Raw genomic sequence first — 17,047 nt, 5'->3', positions numbered from 1 at the left:
AGTTCAGGTTGATAAATCAAATATTTATTACATATGTTTTACCTCATCTGGTACATCATAAAACGTGGGATGACGATACACCTTATCTTGAGCTGGTTCAAATAATTCACCATTATTTTCTGGATTGGAAGCCGTAATATGTTTGGACTCTACGACCCAAATGCTCACGCCTTCATTTCTTCTGGTGTAGACATCCCTTGCATTTTCAAGGGCCATTTCTGCATCAGCCGCATGCAAACTCCCAAAATGTCGATGTTCTAATCCGTTCTTACTTCTTACGAAGATTTCCCAAAGTGGCCAATTTTTTGTTGCCATATTTTCTAGTATTGAGAAGTGAGTATTGCGTATTGAGAAAAATCTTAAATCTCACATCTAATTAGACTGCTTGTTTTTCTTTTCTTGCTTGTTTCTTTTCTGCATAGGCCATTGCCGCCTCACGTACCCATGTTCCACGCTCCCATGCACTAACACGTGCTTTCATGCGTTCTTTATTCATTGGGCCATGACCTCTAACGACTTGCCAAAACTCATCCCAATCAATTTCTCCGAAATCATAACTTTGACGTTCTTCATTCCATTTGAGATCTGGGTCTGGCACTATTAAACCTAGAACATCTGCTTGAGGAACGGTTTGATCTATAAACTGCTGGCGTAATTCGTCATTCGTTTTACGTTTCAGTTTCCACTTCATAGATTGTTCTGTATGAACCGACTTATCGTCTGTGGGCCCTAACATCATTAAACTTGGCCACCACCAACGGTTTAAGGCGTCTTGAGCCATTTCTTTTTGTTCTGGAGTTCCATTACAAAGTTTTAGCATGATTTCAAAACCTTGTCTTTGATGGAAACTCTCTTCTTTACATACACGAATCATAGCTCTTGCATATGGCCCATAAGACGTGTTACATAGTGGTACTTGATTGATAATGGCTGCACCATCTACCAACCAACCAATGGCACCCATATCTGCCCAAGTTAAGGCTGGGTAATTGAATATACTCGAGTATTTGGCTTTACCAGAATGTAATTGCTCATATAATTCATCTCTTGAAATACCTAGAGTTTCACACGCACTATAGAGATATAATCCGTGACCTGCTTCATCTTGAACTTTAGCCAATAAGGCTACTTTTCGTCTTAATGATGGTGCACGCGTAATCCAGTTTCCTTCGGGTAACATCCCTACAATTTCTGAATGTGCATGTTGGGATATTTGTCTAATGTGTGTCTGACGATACTTTTCTGGCATCCAATCTTTAGGCTCAATCTTTTCATCGCGCGCAATGCGTTCGTTAAAATGTCTTTCTAGACTTCTTATCTGTTCTTCACTCATAGTTTTTAGCTTTTGGCTACTAGTTTTAAGCTAATAGCTGGTAAAACTTTAATTTTTCTTTTTCGTATTATGTATTCCCGAATACCCAGGAATGACAACTCATTTTACTTAAACGTCGAAATCGACGACAACTTTTTCTGATGTTGGAACTGCTTGACAGCTTAGTACAAAATTTTGCGCCACTTCTTTGTCTTCAAGCGCATAGTTGATCTTCATTTCAACTTCACCTTCTTTTATCTGACATTTACAGGTACTACAAACACCACCTTTACAAGCAAATGGCAAATCAGCACCAGCATTTAAAGCTGCATCAAGGATATTATCAAAATCACTGGTCATGGTAAATAAGAATTCTTTACCTCCATCAACAATAGTCACTTCGGTTCCTTCAACATTTTGCTTTGCCAAACGCTCCTGTCGTTTTATATCCTCTTCAGATAAGCCCGTAACGAACAGTTCAAAATGCACTAGGTCCTTTGGCAATCCTGCATTGATCAAATAGTCACTTACATAATTCACCATTTGTTCCGGACCACATAAAAACACTTCGCTTGTATCGGGAATATCTATAAAAGTTTTGGTCAGAACGTCCATTTTTTCATCATTAAACCTCCCGTTAAACAACTCAATGTCCCTTCGTTCTTTGGTAAGGAAATAGTAGATTTCCAATCTTCCAAAATAGGTGTTTCTAAGCTGCTCCAGTTCTTCTTTAAAGATAATGGATTTTGCCGTTTTATTGACATAAAATAATTTGCACGTTGAGTTTGACTCCGCTTTTAAGTGTGCTTTTATCATAGAAATTACTGGCGTAATGCCACTTCCAGCGGCAAAAAATAAATAGTTTTTAGCATGCTCAGGATGGCAATCCACACCGAAAGTTCCGCTTGGAGGCATCACGTCGAGATAATCACCAGATTTTAATTCTTCATTAATGTAAGTAGAAAACTTACCGCCAGGAATTTGTTTTACGGCAACTTGCCATTTTGCCTCATTTGGGCTAGAACATAACGAATAAGAACGACGCACATCCTCGCCATTAATATCTGTTTTTAGGGTTAAATGCTGCCCTTGTCTAAATTTAAATGTTTCTATCAAGTTTGAAGGCACTTCAAAAGTTACTACTGAAGTATCTTCCGTTTCTTTATAAATATCTTTAACTCTTAAGCTATGAAACTCTGCCATCTTATGCCTGCGTTAACAGGTATTTTTTAAACCAACTATTAAATTTTCTTGGATGAGATTCCTACTTTCGAAGGAACGACATTAAACTAACAACTGTTAGTTTGTTCAGCAAAGTTATAAAATTTAATTGAGATTCCTTCCCTTGCAGGAATGACAGTTTAATAGGTTGCACCAATACTACGCATTGATGCATCTTTTATGACTATTTGTTAATTCCTTTAATGAGAATCTGGTTAAGTGTTGCGGATAATTCTCTCAGATTCAGATCTTCTTTTTTGGGAATCCAGATATAGAGGGACCGAAGTGTCGTTAGTATTGAAAACATCATCACTTCGGGTTTTTCATTTACGATTTCGCCTGAAGCTATGCCCTCTTCAAGAATACTTCTAAAATCCTCTTCATAATTACTACGCAATTTTTTGTAGTAATCCCGCTTTTCAGCAAGATGCATCCAATCGTTATTGAGTGAAGCCATACCATATATATTCTGACTAGATAGCTTTACATGCAACTCAATGATTTGTTTTAGCTTTCCGATACAATTATCGTCCGATGACTGAATTTGCTGCATTCCATCTGTAAACTTTTCTGCTAGAGTGATGATGATCATATCAAGAATATATTGCTTAGAGTTGATATGATTATATAAGCTTGCAGCCTTTATCCCCATTTCTGCAGCTAAATCTCGCATGGTCACCGCACTATAACCCTTTTCTTTAAATAACCTTGCAGCTATTCTAATAATTTCTTCTTGTCTCGTTTCTTTTTTCATTAGTCTGTAAAATTATAAAATAACCTTTTAATGCCTAACATACTGCTAAACACTTGTAACTTTAGTTACGTTCTAATACAATTGATTTATGCATTTTTGTCTAAATTAAAAAGTATGGGATTTTTGACTAAACTATTCGGAAGTAACAAAACCGATGGTATAAACACGTATTTAAAAAAAGGAGCTATTCTTTTAGACGTAAGAACAAAAAGTGAGTACAACAGTGTTCATCTTAAAAATGCACTTCATATTCCACTTCAAGATATTAAGGAAAATATAAATAAAATCAAAAAATTGAATAAGCCCGTTATAACATATTGCCAAAGTGGTATGCGATCTCGTAGTGCAGCTAAAATTTTGAGGTTAGCTGGAATCAATGCAATTAATGGTGGCGGTATTTTGGGTTTGAAACGGAAATTGAACGAGGCCTAATCTATTAGATTCTCGATCTCCTTTAATTGCTCCAGTTTGGTAATAGGATTTTGATTGTACTCCAGTGTCCAACCCAAGGAGTTTGTAAGAATAAAGAATTTTGACAATTCACTAATCAATCTATTTTGAGCATTGGACTTTAATTCTGAATTTTCGACTTTTTTCATTAACGACTTTTTTACGGTCTCTTTGATCTCATTATAATCTTTGGCTTCAAATTGATTTAAAAAATCTGCTTGTATATCGTAATACTCCAAATCTGGATTAATCGTAATTTCTTCTTTTGGGATATTTAAAATCCGTAGGGTCTTGTTGCTTTCATCTATTTTATATTCGATCTTGCTCAGGTCGTAACTTACAGTTACATCTGCATTGACTACAACAATGGCTTGCTTTTCTGCTTCTAATAAATCCGCAAACACCGACTTAGAATGCTTGTATGTAAATACCTCGCTAAAATGCCCTTCGGTTACCACTAACTTACCAACATTTTTAATTTGCTCCTGTATTAAAACCGTATTTTCTTTCAGTGTTATCTTGTCCTCTTTTTTATCATCGCAGTACTTAAAAGTAAACAAGATAATAAGTGTTATTATAACTCCGAATAGAATTTTTCGCATGAGCTAATTTAAATAAATTACTGATTAAACTTTTAAAAAACAGGCTTTTTAAATCCTATTTTTTTGCTGTACATCGCATTTGAAAGTACATCAACTAAAAAAATTGCAAAACATCTTAAATATATTTTCGGTCAAGTAATTGCCCATAATTTTACCATCAGATACATAAAACATTTAGCCTCAAATCTCAAAATAAATATTATGTATAAAAATTTGTTTACACTACTTATTTTTCTTTTGGCCATTACTTCTAATAGTCAGAATATTGTGTTACTCAAAAATTTTAATCCAAAGGCCAAGGAACTGAAACACAACCTAAACAGAACAAGAGATAGTTTAGTTTTGGCAAGTGACCAAATCATTTCTAAAGTTGAACTATTTAATGAAAACTTTGAAAAAAAAGTCAAGGTCGAAAATTCTGAAGTTAAGATTTCATTGCACAACATTCCTATTGGGGAATTTCATGTTGAAGTCCATTTAGAAGGCAAAATCATCATCATGGAATTAATAAAGTACAGTAACGATCCTAATTCGTCTATCTCTTCTAATGAAAGTGAGTTTGTTTATGAAAAGGGTACCATGCTAGACGAAAATCTTAATCCCATAAATGTTATCATTACAGACAGAATAGAAAGTTTACTGTCACCAAAAAAAAGAAAAAGTGATACAAAAAAGAAACTGTTTTGGGTAATCCTAAAATCAAGCTCTAGTAAAACCATGAAGTTAGTAGACGAAACTACAGTTAAAAAAATGATTAAAAAAAATAAGCTAGAGCTAAACAGTGCAGAAGGGAAATCCAACGAGTTAACTGTTTGGGAAGTTTATGATTCTCACAAATTTATGGAAGCGCAGATCGCTGACACAGACTACATAAATTCAACTTCATCAGATTTATTTAACGTTATACCATATTATTCTTCGTTAAAAAGTTTGGTAGCCTCAAAATAGAGCATCTAGAATAATAGAGATTAGTTACTTAGTCTTACTAAATTTGTAACTTTAGGTATTAAACCAATCTTTATGAAATCTAAACTTTTTACCCTATCGGGCTTATGCTGTATTTTGCTTTTTTCTTTAGCATGTTCTAATCCAAATAAAGAATTTGCCACCATGCTTATTTATGGAGGCCCTATTTATACCGTTGATTCTACCGCTGTAACCGTAGAAGCTGTAGCTACAAAAGGCAATAAAATTTTATTTGCAGGAAGTCTTGAAGAAGCAGAAACCTACAAAAATGAGCAAACCGAACTTTTGGATTTAAAAGGAAAGACCATGACGCCTGGTCTTATTGAAGGACATGGACACTTTATGGGTTTGGGCTATAATGAACTGAATCTAGACCTCATTAATACTACCAGTTATCAAGCTATTGTTGATGCTGTAGCACAACGTGTTAAAACCGCCCAACCAGGCGAATGGATAACAGGACGCGGTTGGCATCAGAGCAAGTGGGATAGTATGCCAGCAGAGACTGTTCATGGGTTTCAAACCCATCATTTACTAAGTGAGGTCTCACCGGATAACCCTGTGTATTTAAGACATGCTAGTGGACACGCTGGCTTTGCCAATGCAAAAGCTATGGAAATTGCCGGTTTACAGGATTTAGCTTTAGATGGTGTTAAAAAGTATGAAGTTGAAGGCGGTGAAGTAATTGTGGATGCTTTAGGCCGACCTACTGGAGTTTTTAACGAGCAAGCGCAAACTTTAGTTACCCAGCATATTCCAGAAAGAACACCTGAAACAGACATCAAAGCTTTTGAGCTTGCCGTGGAGGCTTGCCATAAAAATGGAATTACCAGTTTCCATGATGCCGGTATTCCTAAAGAAACCATTGCACTTTATGAGAAAATGAAATCCGAAGGCAAAATGCAAATACGCATGTATGCTATGCTTACCGGTTGGGACGAAGATTTGCTTAATAATTGGTACAAAAAAGGCATCATGGTTGATGAAGACCATTTGTTTACCATTAGATCCATAAAATTAAATTGTGATGGCGCCCTTGGCTCCCGAGGAGCCTGGCTTTTAGAACCTTATTCAGACAGACCTAATCATTTTGGACACGAAACCTTACCTATGGAGTTTGTAAAGAAAACTGCATTAAACGGTCTTAAACACGGCTTTCAGGTATGCTCGCATGCTATTGGAGATAGAACAAATAGAGAAATCTTAGACCGTTACGAAATGGCCTTTAAAGAATTGCCAGATACAGCATTAGATCATCGATATAGAATAGAACATGCCCAACATTTACACCCGGATGATATTCCACGGTTCGCAGAATTACAGGTTATTCCAGCTATGCAGGCCGTACATATGTCTTCTGACAGACCTTGGGCAATTTATCGTTTAGGATTAAAGAGAATTCAAGAAGGCGCTTACATGTGGCAAACCTTACTACAAAGTGGAGTTCCTATCATTAATGGCACAGATGTTCCTGTAGAGCCCATAAATCCCATAGCCAGTTTTTACTCCAGTGTCAGTAGAAAAACTTTAAAGGGTATACCTGAGGGCGGCTATGAACCCAAACAAAAAATGACTCGAGCCCAAGCCTTAAAATCCTATACCTTAGATGGCGCTTATGGGGCTTTTGAAGAAGACATTAAAGGCTCTATTACCGTTGGTAAGCTTGCTGATTTTACCATTTACAATCAGGACATCATGACTGTGAAAGAAGATGAAATCTTGAGTACTGAAGTTGTAATGACCATATTTAACGGCGAAGTAGTTTATGATACCAATAAATAAAAAAAACACTAGTTTCCTTCTCATTGTGAAGGCCCAACTAATGTTTCGATTACGATTAATAGCATTACAAATGTAGACTACAAATTGTATTTATACATTACCAAACTATTACTAATCTGTTATTAGTTTTTAAACATGACTTTCACTAGTCTATGATCATCTAAAAATTTCGACATTTAAATTTTAAACAACTCATTTACAGCAATATATATTTTTTATCAATTGAACCGTATTTTCAGTCTTACAACGAAAACCCATTCATTTTATCTCAAAAAAATACCATTTAGCCATATCATATCCTTGAGATAAAATCAATTATTACCTTTACTCTTAGACCTTTAAAAGGTTTGGATATTTTTTTGGAAGTTATTGTTTCCCCAAAACAAAACCTACTTATGATGAAAAAAGGATGTGCTATACTTTTTTTGTTTTTGACTTCACTTGTTTATAGTCAAAACGCTACACTTTTGCAAAATATAGACTACAGAGCAGAAGAATTAAAACACCGTTTAAATAAATCTGGCGATACGCTTATTCTTGAGGGCGAACGCACCATTGCCAAAGTTGCTATCTTCAATAATGATTTTGAAAGAGTGTTTGTTATAGATAATAAGAAAACCCATATTCCGTTAACGAATTTCCCAAATGGCCGCTATGTGACCGAAGTTAAAGTATACGATAAGCTTATTATTATTACCCTTATACGGCACAAACCCATTGATAATACTTCAAAAAACCTTACCGTTAGCAGTATAGAAAACATAGATGAGGAGCTAACGATACAATCCCAAAATGAAGCTAAGGGAAAAACTACTACTAACACTTCTAATATAGCAGAAGACTCTGCTCCTAAAAAAAGTGTGAGGTTTTATTGGATAGTCAATAAAATCCAGAAAGGCCATAGCTCAAGAAAAATCATGAAAATTGGTGACAAACAATCCGTTGAAAAGGCTATTAGACAAAACAAAATTGACCTTAAAACAAGGGCCGGCAGGCATAATGAATTAGTTATATGGGAAGTCTATGACACTTCAAAATTTTTAAGATACAAAAGAAAAAACCCTGATTATGCTAACGCTGAGAATGTAGATTGCTTTAATACAGTGCCATTCTACAAATCTGGAAGTTAAAAACACCTTTACTTTTTTAACTCGAGCTTCTCTGCAAAATAATCACAAAAATCTCTCATGGTTGCGGTCATTTTCTCATCTTGTGTAGCTCGCAAAAAGGTGTCACTCATCGTCACTAAAGTTTGATGAAAAAACTGTTTCATTTCATCTACCGGCATATCCTTTGTCCACAAGTCTATCTTTAAGGTCTCTTGGGCATTACTGTCCCAAACCGATAGCATAATTGCTTTGGCTTCCTCATTGTTAACACCGCCATCTTGTGCAGACCAGTTTAATCGTTCTGGCACACGATTTTCATCAAGTTCAACGTTTAGTTCTATTTTAGATGTTATGGTTTTTGCCATTATTTTCTAGGTTTAAATTTTGCTTTATTAAAAATATATTCTGGTTCTTTCTGCAGAATCTGCATTACGCTTTCTTCTGTAGTTTCGGCATAGGCTCTTACAATTTGCCATCCTATGTATTGCCCTAATCGTCCAGGAGATTCATTATCCAATTGCAAATAAAATTTCGAAAAAGGTGCATCTGCAATAAAGCGACTAGGTAGTTTACGATCTGTACTGAACAACATTTCGTTTTCAATAAAATGACTCCAAATTGGACTTTCATTAGCCTGAGCCCATTTTAACTCATGCTCCGTATAGCCTATTTTTTCAGCATCGGATTTAAATGGAATCACCATATCCTTAAAATATAGCAACTTCCCAAAGTAAACCATCTCATCTAACAACGTCTTTCTATTAGTCTGAAAAGTATATTTTTTTGCATAACCTTCTGCCACCTCTGGTACAATTTGACTTTCCTGCATATTTTTGGCTAAGTATCGAGGTATATTTTGATAAAATTCATGATGCTCACCTAAAAAGTTGTCTAAAGCTATCAGCAATAAAGAATCTGTTACAATGGTTTTATCTCTGTAATCTACATCATTTGTTAAGGTTACCACTCTTGGCAATTCAAAAGTCTTATCATAATATTTAAGATGCTGAAACATACTTGTCAAATCCGTTTTTACCGCTTTCAAATCCGAAAACGTTTTATGTACCTCGTTAAGCAACTGATCTTGTAATGAATCATTTATTCTTTCTACCCAAATAGAATCTGGTATATGTCTAGAAAACAAAAAAGGATAAGTCTGTTTTAGTTTTGGTAAATCTTCAGGCTTTGCCTGCATGTAGACCTTATCAAAGCGTTCAATCATAAAATCAACTTCAATATTTGAAATTTCGTTTTCTAGCTTAGAATCATTGTCACAAGAGACAAAAAACAACCCAAAAATTACGAATATGTAAATTCTTACCGGCATCTCGCAAAACATTTTTAATCCTAACTTGTTTACTTTATTTTTGTTGCGCAAAGGTACACTTCTTTGCAGTAAATTGTAAATATTATGCAGATAGAAAAGGTTGTAAATTATATTATAAATTGGCTGAAAGACTATGCGACAACTGCTAGAGTAAACGGATTTGTAGTTGGAGTATCGGGAGGTATAGATTCTGCAGTAACCTCAACACTTTGCGCCAAAACGGGTTTGGACCTTTTATGTTTAGAAATGCCTATTCACCAAGCAGCTAGTCATGTATCTAGAGCACAAGAGCATATTGAACAATTAAAAAATCGTTTTTCAAATGTCAGTGACGCACGTGTGGATTTAACACCTGTTTTTGAGGAGTTTAAAACTGAAGTAAGCTTAGAAGGCGAACACGCCATAGTAGAAATGGCCCTAGCCAATACAAGAGCCCGCTTACGAATGGCTACGTTATATTACCATGCTGGATTATTAGGTCGTTTAGTAGCGGGAACAGGAAATAAAGTCGAAGATTTTGGAGTTGGATTCTTCACAAAATATGGTGACGGTGGGGTGGACTTAAGTCCCATTGCCGATTTATTAAAGTCTGAAGTGTATGCGATTGGAGCGTATTTACAAGTACCTGAAACCATCATGAAAGCTGCCCCTAGCGATGGTTTATTTGGTGATGCCAGAAGTGATGAGGACCAAATTGGAGCCTCTTATCCCGAACTTGAATGGGCCATGAAAATGAAAGACCAAGGTAAAACTGCAAAAGATTTTACTGGAAGACAACATGAAGTCTTTGAGATTTTTATGAGCTATTACACTAAAAATCAGCATAAAATGACCCCTATACCAGTTTGTGAAATTCCCAAAGATTTAAGATAAACCCTGCATTTTATCGAATAAATTGCTACATATGCTTAATTTTTGACTATTTTTGAAATAACCAATCCCAACTTTGTCCTAGACTTAGTCTTTTTGTTAATCGCACTAATTAACCCTAACCAAACCAAAATCAATTATCATGATACGAATTCTGATTGTTGACAGCCACCCTATTGTAAGAACAGGATTAGAACTGTTCTTAAACAGTAAACCGGATCTTGAAGTTGTAGGTAAGTTAAATAGTGGTATTGAGATTTTCGAATTTGTAAGACGTCACCAAGTTGACGTTATTATTTCCGAGATTGATTTACCCGAACTTAACGGTATTACCGCACTTAGAGCTATCAAAAAAGAAAACAAATCTATTAACGTCTTGATGTTTAGTCATCAGCCTGAGGAAATTTATGCCATAAGCACACTTAAAGCTGGTGCTTCTGGTTACTTAAACAAAACTGCTGATGTCAATGCCGTAGAGGCAGCTGTGAGGAAAATTCATGGAGGTGAAGTTTCCCTTAGTGAAAAAATGGATAAACACTTGCGCTATGAGGATACTCGAAAGAGTAGAAGCCGTATGTTTAAAAAATTATCTACTAGAGAAGTTGAAGTCTTAAAATTACTTTCAATTGGCAGAAAAAACAAGGAAATAGCCGAAGAGTTAGACATCAATGAAAAAACAGTAAGTACTTACAAAGCCAGGCTTTTTAAGAAGCTCAACGTAACTAATATCGTTGATTTAATTCATCAGGCGAAACATCATAATTTGACCTAACAACAGTTTTAGCTTATAACTTTACCTAGTTTGAGTGAAAGTAGCTTTTTTAGATTGCCGTAATCTCTTACGTCTTCTAAGATAGCCTTAGAATCTATACCTTCTTTTAAGGTTTCGTTCTTGTATTCCTCTACTTTAAGGTCTATCAAGTGACAACGTAGGCTTAAAATCGTTTGACTTACTAATTGGGAGATCGTATCCGTCTTTTTCTTTGGAATAATATGGTTACGCTCCCAATCATTGATCGCGTATTTTTCGTCCTCCATTAAAATACTGGTGACCTCACTGGCGGATTCTTGATCTAATTGATTTATAAAATCTTTTGTGGAGAAATTTTCATTTTGGTTAAGCTTATCTATGATTGAGTAGTATAATGCCCTAAACTTTTCATTAGAAAACATCATTTCATCCTCTTGAAGATCGAGATAGATCTTTTCGAATACTCTGGCTTCATGGATAGCAGGTTCCAAGATTAATTCTCCCGAAACCTCATCTTCCTTTAAAATCAGGTCTTCAAACTGTTCGGTTCTGTTGCCATAAAGCATCAGTATTTCTATGATCTTGCGTTCTAACTCATATTGAACATTTACCTTTCGTTTTTGTTGTGGTTCGTTCTTAACTACCTCAAAGGCTTTCTGCTCTTGTTTGTATTTTTTGTTGGCTTCCTGAAACTCCTTTTTGCTAATTTGGGCCAAGGTACTGAACAACACGCTTTCACTTATATCCATTATGGATGCACACTCGCGCACGTAGATTTCACGCTTTATTGCATCAGGGATTTTAGCAATACTATTAACGATCTCCCTAATGGTCTCTGCCTTTTTTATAGGGTCGTTATCGGCTTCCTTAACTAAAAGTGAGGCCTTAAATTGAATAAAATCCTTAACATTCTCATTAAGGTAACTAGTGAGTTCTTCTAATGTATTGGACTTTGCAAAACTGTCTGGGTCTTCACCATCGGGGAACGTACAGACCTTTACGTTCATGCCTTGCTCTAGTATAAGATCGATTCCACGAATGGAAGCCCTAATTCCAGCAGCATCACCATCAAAAAGCACCGTGACGTTTTTAGTAAGTCGGTTGATAAGCCTTATCTGTTCTGACGTTAAGGCGGTACCTGAAGACGACACTACATTTTTGACTCCTGTTTGGTAAAACTGAATCACATCGGTATAGCCTTCCACCAAGTAACAATTATCTTCTTTGGCTATGGTTTGCTTGGCAAAATACAATCCATAAAGCACTTTACTCTTGTGATAGATATCACTTTCTGGCGAATTAAGGTACTTAGCTGCTTTTTTATCGTTAGTTAAAATACGACCACCAAAACCAAGTACACGGCCACTCATACTGTGAATGGGAAACATTACACGGCCTTTAAATCTATCAAAGCGCCTTTCTTCCTTTACAATGGTAAGACCTGTTTGCTCCAAAAACTCCAATTGATAGCCTTTCCCCAAGGCCTCATCCGTAAAAGCTTGCCACTCATCTAAAGCATAGCCCAATTGGAATTTCTTAATGGTGTCTTCCGTAAACCCACGTTCTTTAAAATAGCTGAGACCAATGGCCTGGCCTTGATCGGTTTTATGTAAGACTTTTTGAAAATAGTCATTGGCATATTCACTGACTAAATACAAACTTTCCCTAGCATCGGCTTGGGCTTTTTCCTCTTCCGTTCGCTCTGTTTCCTCTATTTCTATATTGTACTTTTTTGCTAAATAGCGAATGGCTTCAGGATAGGTAAAGTGCTCGTGTTCCATTAAAAAGGTAACGGCATTCCCGCCTTTGCCACTAGAGAAATCTTTCCAGATTTGTTTTACTGGTGAGACCATAAAACTAGGCGTACGTTCTTCGCTAAAAGGGCTTAAGCCTTTATAGTTACTCCCAGCTTTTTTTAGCTGTACAAAATCACCGATTACCTCCTCTACGCGAGCAGTTTCAAAGACTTGTGCTATGGTGTTTTGTGAGATCAATTCTTTTGTCATTCCTGCGTAGGCAGGAATCTATTTTATTGATGTTATTCGACATTTAGGAATTCTTGTTCGCCCTTAGACAAGCTCAGGGTGACAAGTTTGTAAATTTAAGACAAACAATTTGTTTTAGGAATATGTGTTGAAAACTATTCGGATATGGTCTCAGATAACAAAAAGCCCTAATCCATTTCTAGATCAAGGCTCTTAACACTCAAAAATTGATTGGTTTAGTCCATATCGAAACGAATACCCAATGAAATATTGTTTTGGTCAACTGGTTGGTTCTTAAACAATGGATTAAGGTCGTACTTTACATATAAGGCGATATCTCCCCACGCTAAATAGCCACTAAGCCCATATACAAATTCGTTGACCTCAAATCCTCCGCGTTGCTTATCCTTAATACGGTTACCGTCTTCTTTATACTTTAGTTTTTGCATGCTGCCGATGTTTAACCCAGCGTATCCTCCAAGTCCCACTTTTAATCGGTTGTGTGTAGAATATCTAAAGTAATTTTCGCGTTCAATTTTTCTAGATGGCCCAAATTCCAAGTGTACAGGGAACACTAAATTGGTCGTTCTAAACTTGGCTTTGTTCAACTCAACAGGAAACTCCTGTAAAGTAATAAGATCATTTTCATTGACTAAAAACTGGTTGTCCTTAATATCCAATTTATTCCACTGAAAAGAGAACCCGTATTTAATTCTCCAAAAATTGGTATTGTCAAAAATTCTCGTTTTCCAAGCATAACCTAACTCCATAAAACCTGAGCCTGCAATTTTATACGGTGAGTCTCCAAGATCTTGCCCATCGATAAGTGCATTGTTAAACCCGAAAGCAAATACAATGTCTGAGGTAGTGCGTCTGTCGTATTTTCTAGGCCTGTTCTTCCTTCCAAATCTCACAGCTGTCCATTCGTCCTCGTCATCACCAAACTTTATTGAAAAATAGCCATCAACCTCATTATCGGTTTCATAACCAGCTCCATTTCTCCCAAGAAGTGCTATCTTATTATCGATAATAGCTAATCTATTTTCAATATTGGCCGCTCTCTTCTTAGCGGCTTCTTTTTTTAGCTCCTCTGCTTCAGCAGCAGTAATTTGTTTGTTGTCTAAACGCTGATTGATGGATTCGATCTCTTCTTTTAGGAATTCTCGTTCTTCTTTTTCAATCTTAAGTTTTAATTCTTCTAGGGCTTCTATTTTATAATAGTTAGGAGACCTTTCTGTGCTATCGATTTTTGTGTCTTGTGCATATGTAGTAGCTACCGTGAATAAAATAATGAGATATACTGCTGTTCTAGTAATTGTATTCATAACTGTTCGTTTTTTGATGATGTATGTTCGTTTTATTTGATTTGATTCTAATTTTGATGCTAGTTGTTACGCTGTGCTACAGCTGTTTTTACTGTTTCATAGCCTTCCTTAAGTGCTTCGTAAACTTTACTTCTAAAGGACTGCCCCATTTCGTCTTCCACGTCTTCCAGCAAGGATTGCGCATCTACCGCTTTACTTGTATCCTTTAATAGTTTATCCCTAACTAGTTCTTTACTAGCCAACTTTAAAAGTGAATCGACTTCTCTGTCTATAGCGGAGTTCTTTTCGGCTTTTAACTCATTAAGCATACTTGCAACCGCTTCTTTATTTATTATGGCTTCGTCACCTATAGCTTTTGGCACTTTATTGGTATTCTCGATAACTTCTTCTGGTTTAGACCCATCATTAGTTGTATTATCTGCTAGCTGTGTATTAATTCTATCTTGACTTACTGGTTTATAGTTGATAATTTGAGGTGTCCTTTGCGTATCATTATCTTCTGTTTCTGTATCTATAATTACATCTTCTGCCACTAATTCTATGGATTCATTTTCGCTGGAAATAGGTAATTGACTCTTATTAACATTCTCTATAGCTTCTTCTTCTACCATCTCAGGTATAGTCTCTTGAATGTCTTTAGCTCCAAAAATTCGTACGGTTATCGCGAGCAAGATGATGATACCTGCAGCAATGCTTAACCAACCTAACCATGGTTTTTTAGATCTGTTATCTTCGGCATCTAAACGATCAGAAAGTCTCGCCCAACCATCTGCCGATGGTTGTAAATTGCGCTTTTCGAGCTTCTCCTTTAATTGTTCTTCAAATTTAATTGGTGCCATAACTACTGTTATTTAATTCCTTAATTTTTTTCTGCAGCATTTGTCTAGCTTTAAACAGTTGCGATTTAGAGGTACCTTCCGAAATATTTAATAATTCTGCAATTTCGTTGTGTTTGTATCCCTCTATGGCATACATGACGAATACCATTCTATAACCTTCCGGTAGATTATCTATGAGTTGCTGAATTTCAGCGACTTCTATATTGGTTTTGATGTTATTACCGTAATCATGCTCTAAATGTTCATTCTCAGTGGCAAACTCAATGGCTTTTTTTTGCCTTAAATAAGAAATCGCTTCCCTAACCATAATTCGTCGTACCCAACCTTCAAAACTCCCTTCGTTTTTAAATGTCTTTAAGTGTTTAAATACTTTAAAAAAACCATTTAGCATTACTTCTTCTGCTTGATGAACATCCTTAATGTAATATCTGCAAACACTTAACATTTTTGGCGCATGTAACTCATATAATATATGCTGTGCTTCACGATTATTTTTCGCTGCTCTTTGTATAAGTTTTGTTTCGTTCCGATAGTTATCGGCATTATGAAGTTGTATAACTTTCATCCTAATGGTTACGATTGCACTTCTATTGATAAAGACGCAAATGTTTTACAAATGGTTGTCTAGATAGTAAAAAATATTTTGTTTTTTACTTAAAAAACTGATTTTCAGAATCTAATAAATTATTTTTTTCTATCAATAACATAATCAACCATTAACTTTAGTGAAGATTTGTATGGTGATTCAGGATAATAATCTAATAAATTTAGTGCTTCTTCTTGAAAGGCTTTCATTTTCGAAATCGCATACTCCAGCCCTCCATTAGACTTTACAAATGCTATAACTTCATTAACGCGCTTCTTGTCCTTGTTATAATTTTTAACAGAATTAATAAGCCAGGATTTCTCTTTATTCGAACAATTGTTTAAGACATGGATTAATGGTAAAGTCATTTTCTGTTCCTTAATGTCAATACCTGTAGGCTTACCGATTTTTTCTTCACCATAGTCAAACAAATCGTCTTTAATTTGAAATGCCATACCTATAAGTTCTCCAAACTTACGCATTGTGTCAACTTCGGTAGAATTTGGTTTTACGGATGCTGCCCCCAAACTGCAACATGCGGCAATAAGTGTGGCTGTCTTCTGTCGAATTATATCGTAATAGATGGCTTCGGTAATATCGAGCTGTCTGGCTTTTTCAATTTGAAGTAATTCGCCCTCACTCATTTCCCTAACAGCTACTGATATGATCTTCAATAGATCGAAATCATTATTATCAATTGAAAGCAGTAGACCCTTAGACAGTAAATAGTCACCTATGAGGACCGCGATTTTGTTTTTCCAAAGTGCATTTATAGAAAAGAATCCTCGTCGTCTATTGCTATCATCTACTACATCATCATGCACTAAGGTTGCCGTATGAATGAGTTCAATAACGGACGCACCTCGATATGTCCGCTCACTGACCTCCCCATTATTTAGCATCTTAGCCACTAAAAAGACGAACATGGGGCGCATTTGTTTTCCCTTTCGGTTAACAATATAATGTGTAATTCTATTCAACAATGCCACCTTACTGGCCATAGAGAGCTGAAACTTTTGCTCAAAAAGTTCCATTTCATAGGCAATGGGCTGCTTTATTTGTTCGGTTATTTTCATTTACAGGCAAAAAACATTGCAAAATTACGAATAACGGCAATTTTTATCGATAAAAATTCAATAATCCAATTTTAACATTATTAAAAGATAAT

At 35.8% G+C, this 17,047-nt stretch carries 18 protein-coding genes; 6 read left to right on the top strand and 12 right to left on the bottom strand.

Going from position 1 to position 17,047, the window contains the following annotated elements; all coding sequences use genetic code 11:
- Positions 1-27: 27 nt before the first annotated feature.
- The 4 genes from paaB to Q0972_RS13650 form a co-directional block, all read right to left on the bottom strand.
- Positions 28-315 (bottom strand): 1,2-phenylacetyl-CoA epoxidase subunit PaaB, encoded by a 288-nt coding sequence (gene paaB, locus Q0972_RS13665; RefSeq protein WP_299366463.1) that lies wholly within the window; start codon positions 313-315, stop codon positions 28-30.
- 61 nt (positions 316-376) lie between these two features.
- The gene (gene paaA / locus Q0972_RS13660; RefSeq protein WP_299366461.1) at positions 377-1,333 is read right to left on the bottom strand and encodes a 1,2-phenylacetyl-CoA epoxidase subunit PaaA; all 957 of its coding nucleotides are present in this window, start codon (positions 1,331-1,333) and stop codon (positions 377-379) included.
- Between the two features lie 108 nt (positions 1,334-1,441).
- Positions 1,442-2,515, bottom strand: a complete 1,074-nt coding sequence (locus tag Q0972_RS13655) for a 2Fe-2S iron-sulfur cluster-binding protein (RefSeq protein ID WP_299366459.1) — start codon at positions 2,513-2,515, stop codon at positions 1,442-1,444.
- Positions 2,516-2,717: 202 nt separating this feature from the next.
- The gene (locus Q0972_RS13650) at positions 2,718-3,287 is read right to left on the bottom strand and encodes a TetR/AcrR family transcriptional regulator (protein ID WP_299366457.1); all 570 of its coding nucleotides are present in this window, start codon (positions 3,285-3,287) and stop codon (positions 2,718-2,720) included.
- 114 nt (positions 3,288-3,401) lie between these two features.
- Between Q0972_RS13650 and Q0972_RS13645 the strand changes: the two genes are divergently transcribed.
- Positions 3,402-3,719 (top strand): rhodanese-like domain-containing protein, encoded by a 318-nt coding sequence (locus Q0972_RS13645; protein WP_299366455.1) that lies wholly within the window; start codon positions 3,402-3,404, stop codon positions 3,717-3,719.
- On the opposite strand, the gene Q0972_RS13640 is transcribed toward Q0972_RS13645, so the two are convergent.
- Entirely contained in the window at positions 3,716-4,339 is a 624-nt protein-coding gene (locus tag Q0972_RS13640) for a DUF4230 domain-containing protein (protein ID WP_299366453.1), read from the bottom strand. The genes Q0972_RS13645 and Q0972_RS13640 overlap by 4 nt on opposite strands.
- A gap of 201 nt (positions 4,340-4,540) precedes the next feature.
- Between Q0972_RS13640 and Q0972_RS13635 the strand changes: the two genes are divergently transcribed.
- The 3 genes from Q0972_RS13635 to Q0972_RS13625 all read left to right on the top strand — a co-directional run bounded on the left by Q0972_RS13635 (position 4,541) and on the right by Q0972_RS13625 (position 8,217).
- On the top strand, positions 4,541-5,287 hold the full coding sequence (locus Q0972_RS13635) for a hypothetical protein (RefSeq protein ID WP_299366451.1): 747 nt from the start codon (positions 4,541-4,543) through the stop codon (positions 5,285-5,287).
- Between the two features lie 72 nt (positions 5,288-5,359).
- The gene (locus Q0972_RS13630) at positions 5,360-7,087 is read left to right on the top strand and encodes an amidohydrolase (RefSeq protein ID WP_299366450.1); all 1,728 of its coding nucleotides are present in this window, start codon (positions 5,360-5,362) and stop codon (positions 7,085-7,087) included.
- Between the two features lie 395 nt (positions 7,088-7,482).
- Positions 7,483-8,217 carry a hypothetical protein gene (locus Q0972_RS13625; protein ID WP_299366448.1) on the top strand — a complete coding sequence of 245 codons (735 nt, stop codon included), beginning with the start codon at positions 7,483-7,485 and terminating at the stop codon, positions 8,215-8,217.
- An 8-nt stretch (positions 8,218-8,225) separates the two neighbouring features.
- Here the strand turns inward: Q0972_RS13625 and gldC are convergent, their stop codons facing one another.
- Both gldC and gldB read right to left on the bottom strand, forming a co-directional pair.
- Positions 8,226-8,561: a gliding motility protein GldC gene (gldC, locus tag Q0972_RS13620; RefSeq protein ID WP_299366446.1), complete on the bottom strand. Its 336-nt coding sequence runs from the start codon at positions 8,559-8,561 to the stop codon at positions 8,226-8,228.
- Positions 8,561-9,523 carry a gliding motility lipoprotein GldB gene (gene gldB, locus Q0972_RS13615; RefSeq protein WP_299366444.1) on the bottom strand — a complete coding sequence of 321 codons (963 nt, stop codon included), beginning with the start codon at positions 9,521-9,523 and terminating at the stop codon, positions 8,561-8,563. Before gldB ends, gldC begins: the two co-directional genes overlap by 1 nt.
- A gap of 84 nt (positions 9,524-9,607) precedes the next feature.
- On the opposite strand from gldB, the gene nadE reads away from it, so the two are divergent.
- Positions 9,608-10,396: an NAD(+) synthase gene (gene nadE, locus Q0972_RS13610; RefSeq protein ID WP_299366442.1), complete on the top strand. Its 789-nt coding sequence runs from the start codon at positions 9,608-9,610 to the stop codon at positions 10,394-10,396.
- A gap of 139 nt (positions 10,397-10,535) precedes the next feature.
- Positions 10,536-11,165 carry a response regulator transcription factor gene (locus Q0972_RS13605; protein ID WP_299366440.1) on the top strand — a complete coding sequence of 210 codons (630 nt, stop codon included), beginning with the start codon at positions 10,536-10,538 and terminating at the stop codon, positions 11,163-11,165.
- A gap of 8 nt (positions 11,166-11,173) precedes the next feature.
- On the opposite strand, the gene dnaG is transcribed toward Q0972_RS13605, so the two are convergent.
- The 5 genes from dnaG to Q0972_RS13580 all read right to left on the bottom strand — a co-directional run bounded on the left by dnaG (position 11,174) and on the right by Q0972_RS13580 (position 16,955).
- Complete coding sequence (dnaG, locus tag Q0972_RS13600) at positions 11,174-13,138, bottom strand: DNA primase (protein ID WP_299366578.1); 1,965 nt, start codon at positions 13,136-13,138, stop codon at positions 11,174-11,176.
- A gap of 227 nt (positions 13,139-13,365) precedes the next feature.
- Positions 13,366-14,454 carry a hypothetical protein gene (locus tag Q0972_RS13595; RefSeq protein ID WP_299366438.1) on the bottom strand — a complete coding sequence of 363 codons (1,089 nt, stop codon included), beginning with the start codon at positions 14,452-14,454 and terminating at the stop codon, positions 13,366-13,368.
- 59 nt (positions 14,455-14,513) lie between these two features.
- A complete protein-coding gene (locus Q0972_RS13590; protein WP_299366436.1) occupies positions 14,514-15,293 on the bottom strand; it encodes a hypothetical protein in 780 nt (259 codons plus the stop codon).
- Positions 15,280-15,858, bottom strand: coding sequence for an RNA polymerase sigma factor (locus Q0972_RS13585; RefSeq protein ID WP_299366434.1), 579 nt, complete (start codon positions 15,856-15,858; stop codon positions 15,280-15,282). Before Q0972_RS13585 ends, Q0972_RS13590 begins: the two co-directional genes overlap by 14 nt.
- 119 nt (positions 15,859-15,977) lie before the next feature.
- Positions 15,978-16,955, bottom strand: a complete 978-nt coding sequence (locus Q0972_RS13580; RefSeq protein WP_299366432.1) for a polyprenyl synthetase family protein — start codon at positions 16,953-16,955, stop codon at positions 15,978-15,980.
- Between the last annotated feature and the right edge of the window lie 92 nt (positions 16,956-17,047).

Origin of the sequence: Winogradskyella sp. (genome assembly GCF_028282165.1) — a bacterium.
Lineage (GTDB): Bacteria > Bacteroidota > Bacteroidia > Flavobacteriales > Flavobacteriaceae > Winogradskyella.
This window is presented reverse-complemented; position numbering and strand designations above follow the sequence as displayed.

Excerpts from the sequence above, each read along its gene's own strand:
- Q0972_RS13640 (WP_299366453.1), bottom strand. The coding sequence starts at position 4,339 with ATGCGAAAAATTCTATTCGGAGTTATAATAACACTTATTATCTTGTTT.
- Q0972_RS13585 (WP_299366434.1), bottom strand. The coding sequence starts at position 15,858 with ATGAAAGTTATACAACTTCATAATGCCGATAACTATCGGAACGAAACA.
- Q0972_RS13625 (WP_299366448.1), top strand. The coding sequence starts at position 7,483 with ATGATGAAAAAAGGATGTGCTATACTTTTTTTGTTTTTGACTTCACTT.
- Q0972_RS13580 (WP_299366432.1), bottom strand. The coding sequence starts at position 16,955 with ATGAAAATAACCGAACAAATAAAGCAGCCCATTGCCTATGAAATGGAA.
- nadE (WP_299366442.1), top strand. The coding sequence starts at position 9,608 with ATGCAGATAGAAAAGGTTGTAAATTATATTATAAATTGGCTGAAAGAC.
- gldB (WP_299366444.1), bottom strand. The coding sequence starts at position 9,523 with ATGCCGGTAAGAATTTACATATTCGTAATTTTTGGGTTGTTTTTTGTC.
- gldC (WP_299366446.1), bottom strand. The coding sequence starts at position 8,561 with ATGGCAAAAACCATAACATCTAAAATAGAACTAAACGTTGAACTTGAT.
- Q0972_RS13630 (WP_299366450.1), top strand. The coding sequence starts at position 5,360 with ATGAAATCTAAACTTTTTACCCTATCGGGCTTATGCTGTATTTTGCTT.
- paaA (WP_299366461.1), bottom strand. The coding sequence starts at position 1,333 with ATGAGTGAAGAACAGATAAGAAGTCTAGAAAGACATTTTAACGAACGC.
- Q0972_RS13655 (WP_299366459.1), bottom strand. The coding sequence starts at position 2,515 with ATGGCAGAGTTTCATAGCTTAAGAGTTAAAGATATTTATAAAGAAACG.
- Q0972_RS13650 (WP_299366457.1), bottom strand. The coding sequence starts at position 3,287 with ATGAAAAAAGAAACGAGACAAGAAGAAATTATTAGAATAGCTGCAAGG.
- paaB (WP_299366463.1), bottom strand. The coding sequence starts at position 315 with ATGGCAACAAAAAATTGGCCACTTTGGGAAATCTTCGTAAGAAGTAAG.
- Q0972_RS13635 (WP_299366451.1), top strand. The coding sequence starts at position 4,541 with ATGTATAAAAATTTGTTTACACTACTTATTTTTCTTTTGGCCATTACT.
- Q0972_RS13595 (WP_299366438.1), bottom strand. The coding sequence starts at position 14,454 with ATGAATACAATTACTAGAACAGCAGTATATCTCATTATTTTATTCACG.
- Q0972_RS13645 (WP_299366455.1), top strand. The coding sequence starts at position 3,402 with ATGGGATTTTTGACTAAACTATTCGGAAGTAACAAAACCGATGGTATA.
- Q0972_RS13605 (WP_299366440.1), top strand. The coding sequence starts at position 10,536 with ATGATACGAATTCTGATTGTTGACAGCCACCCTATTGTAAGAACAGGA.
- Q0972_RS13590 (WP_299366436.1), bottom strand. The coding sequence starts at position 15,293 with ATGGCACCAATTAAATTTGAAGAACAATTAAAGGAGAAGCTCGAAAAG.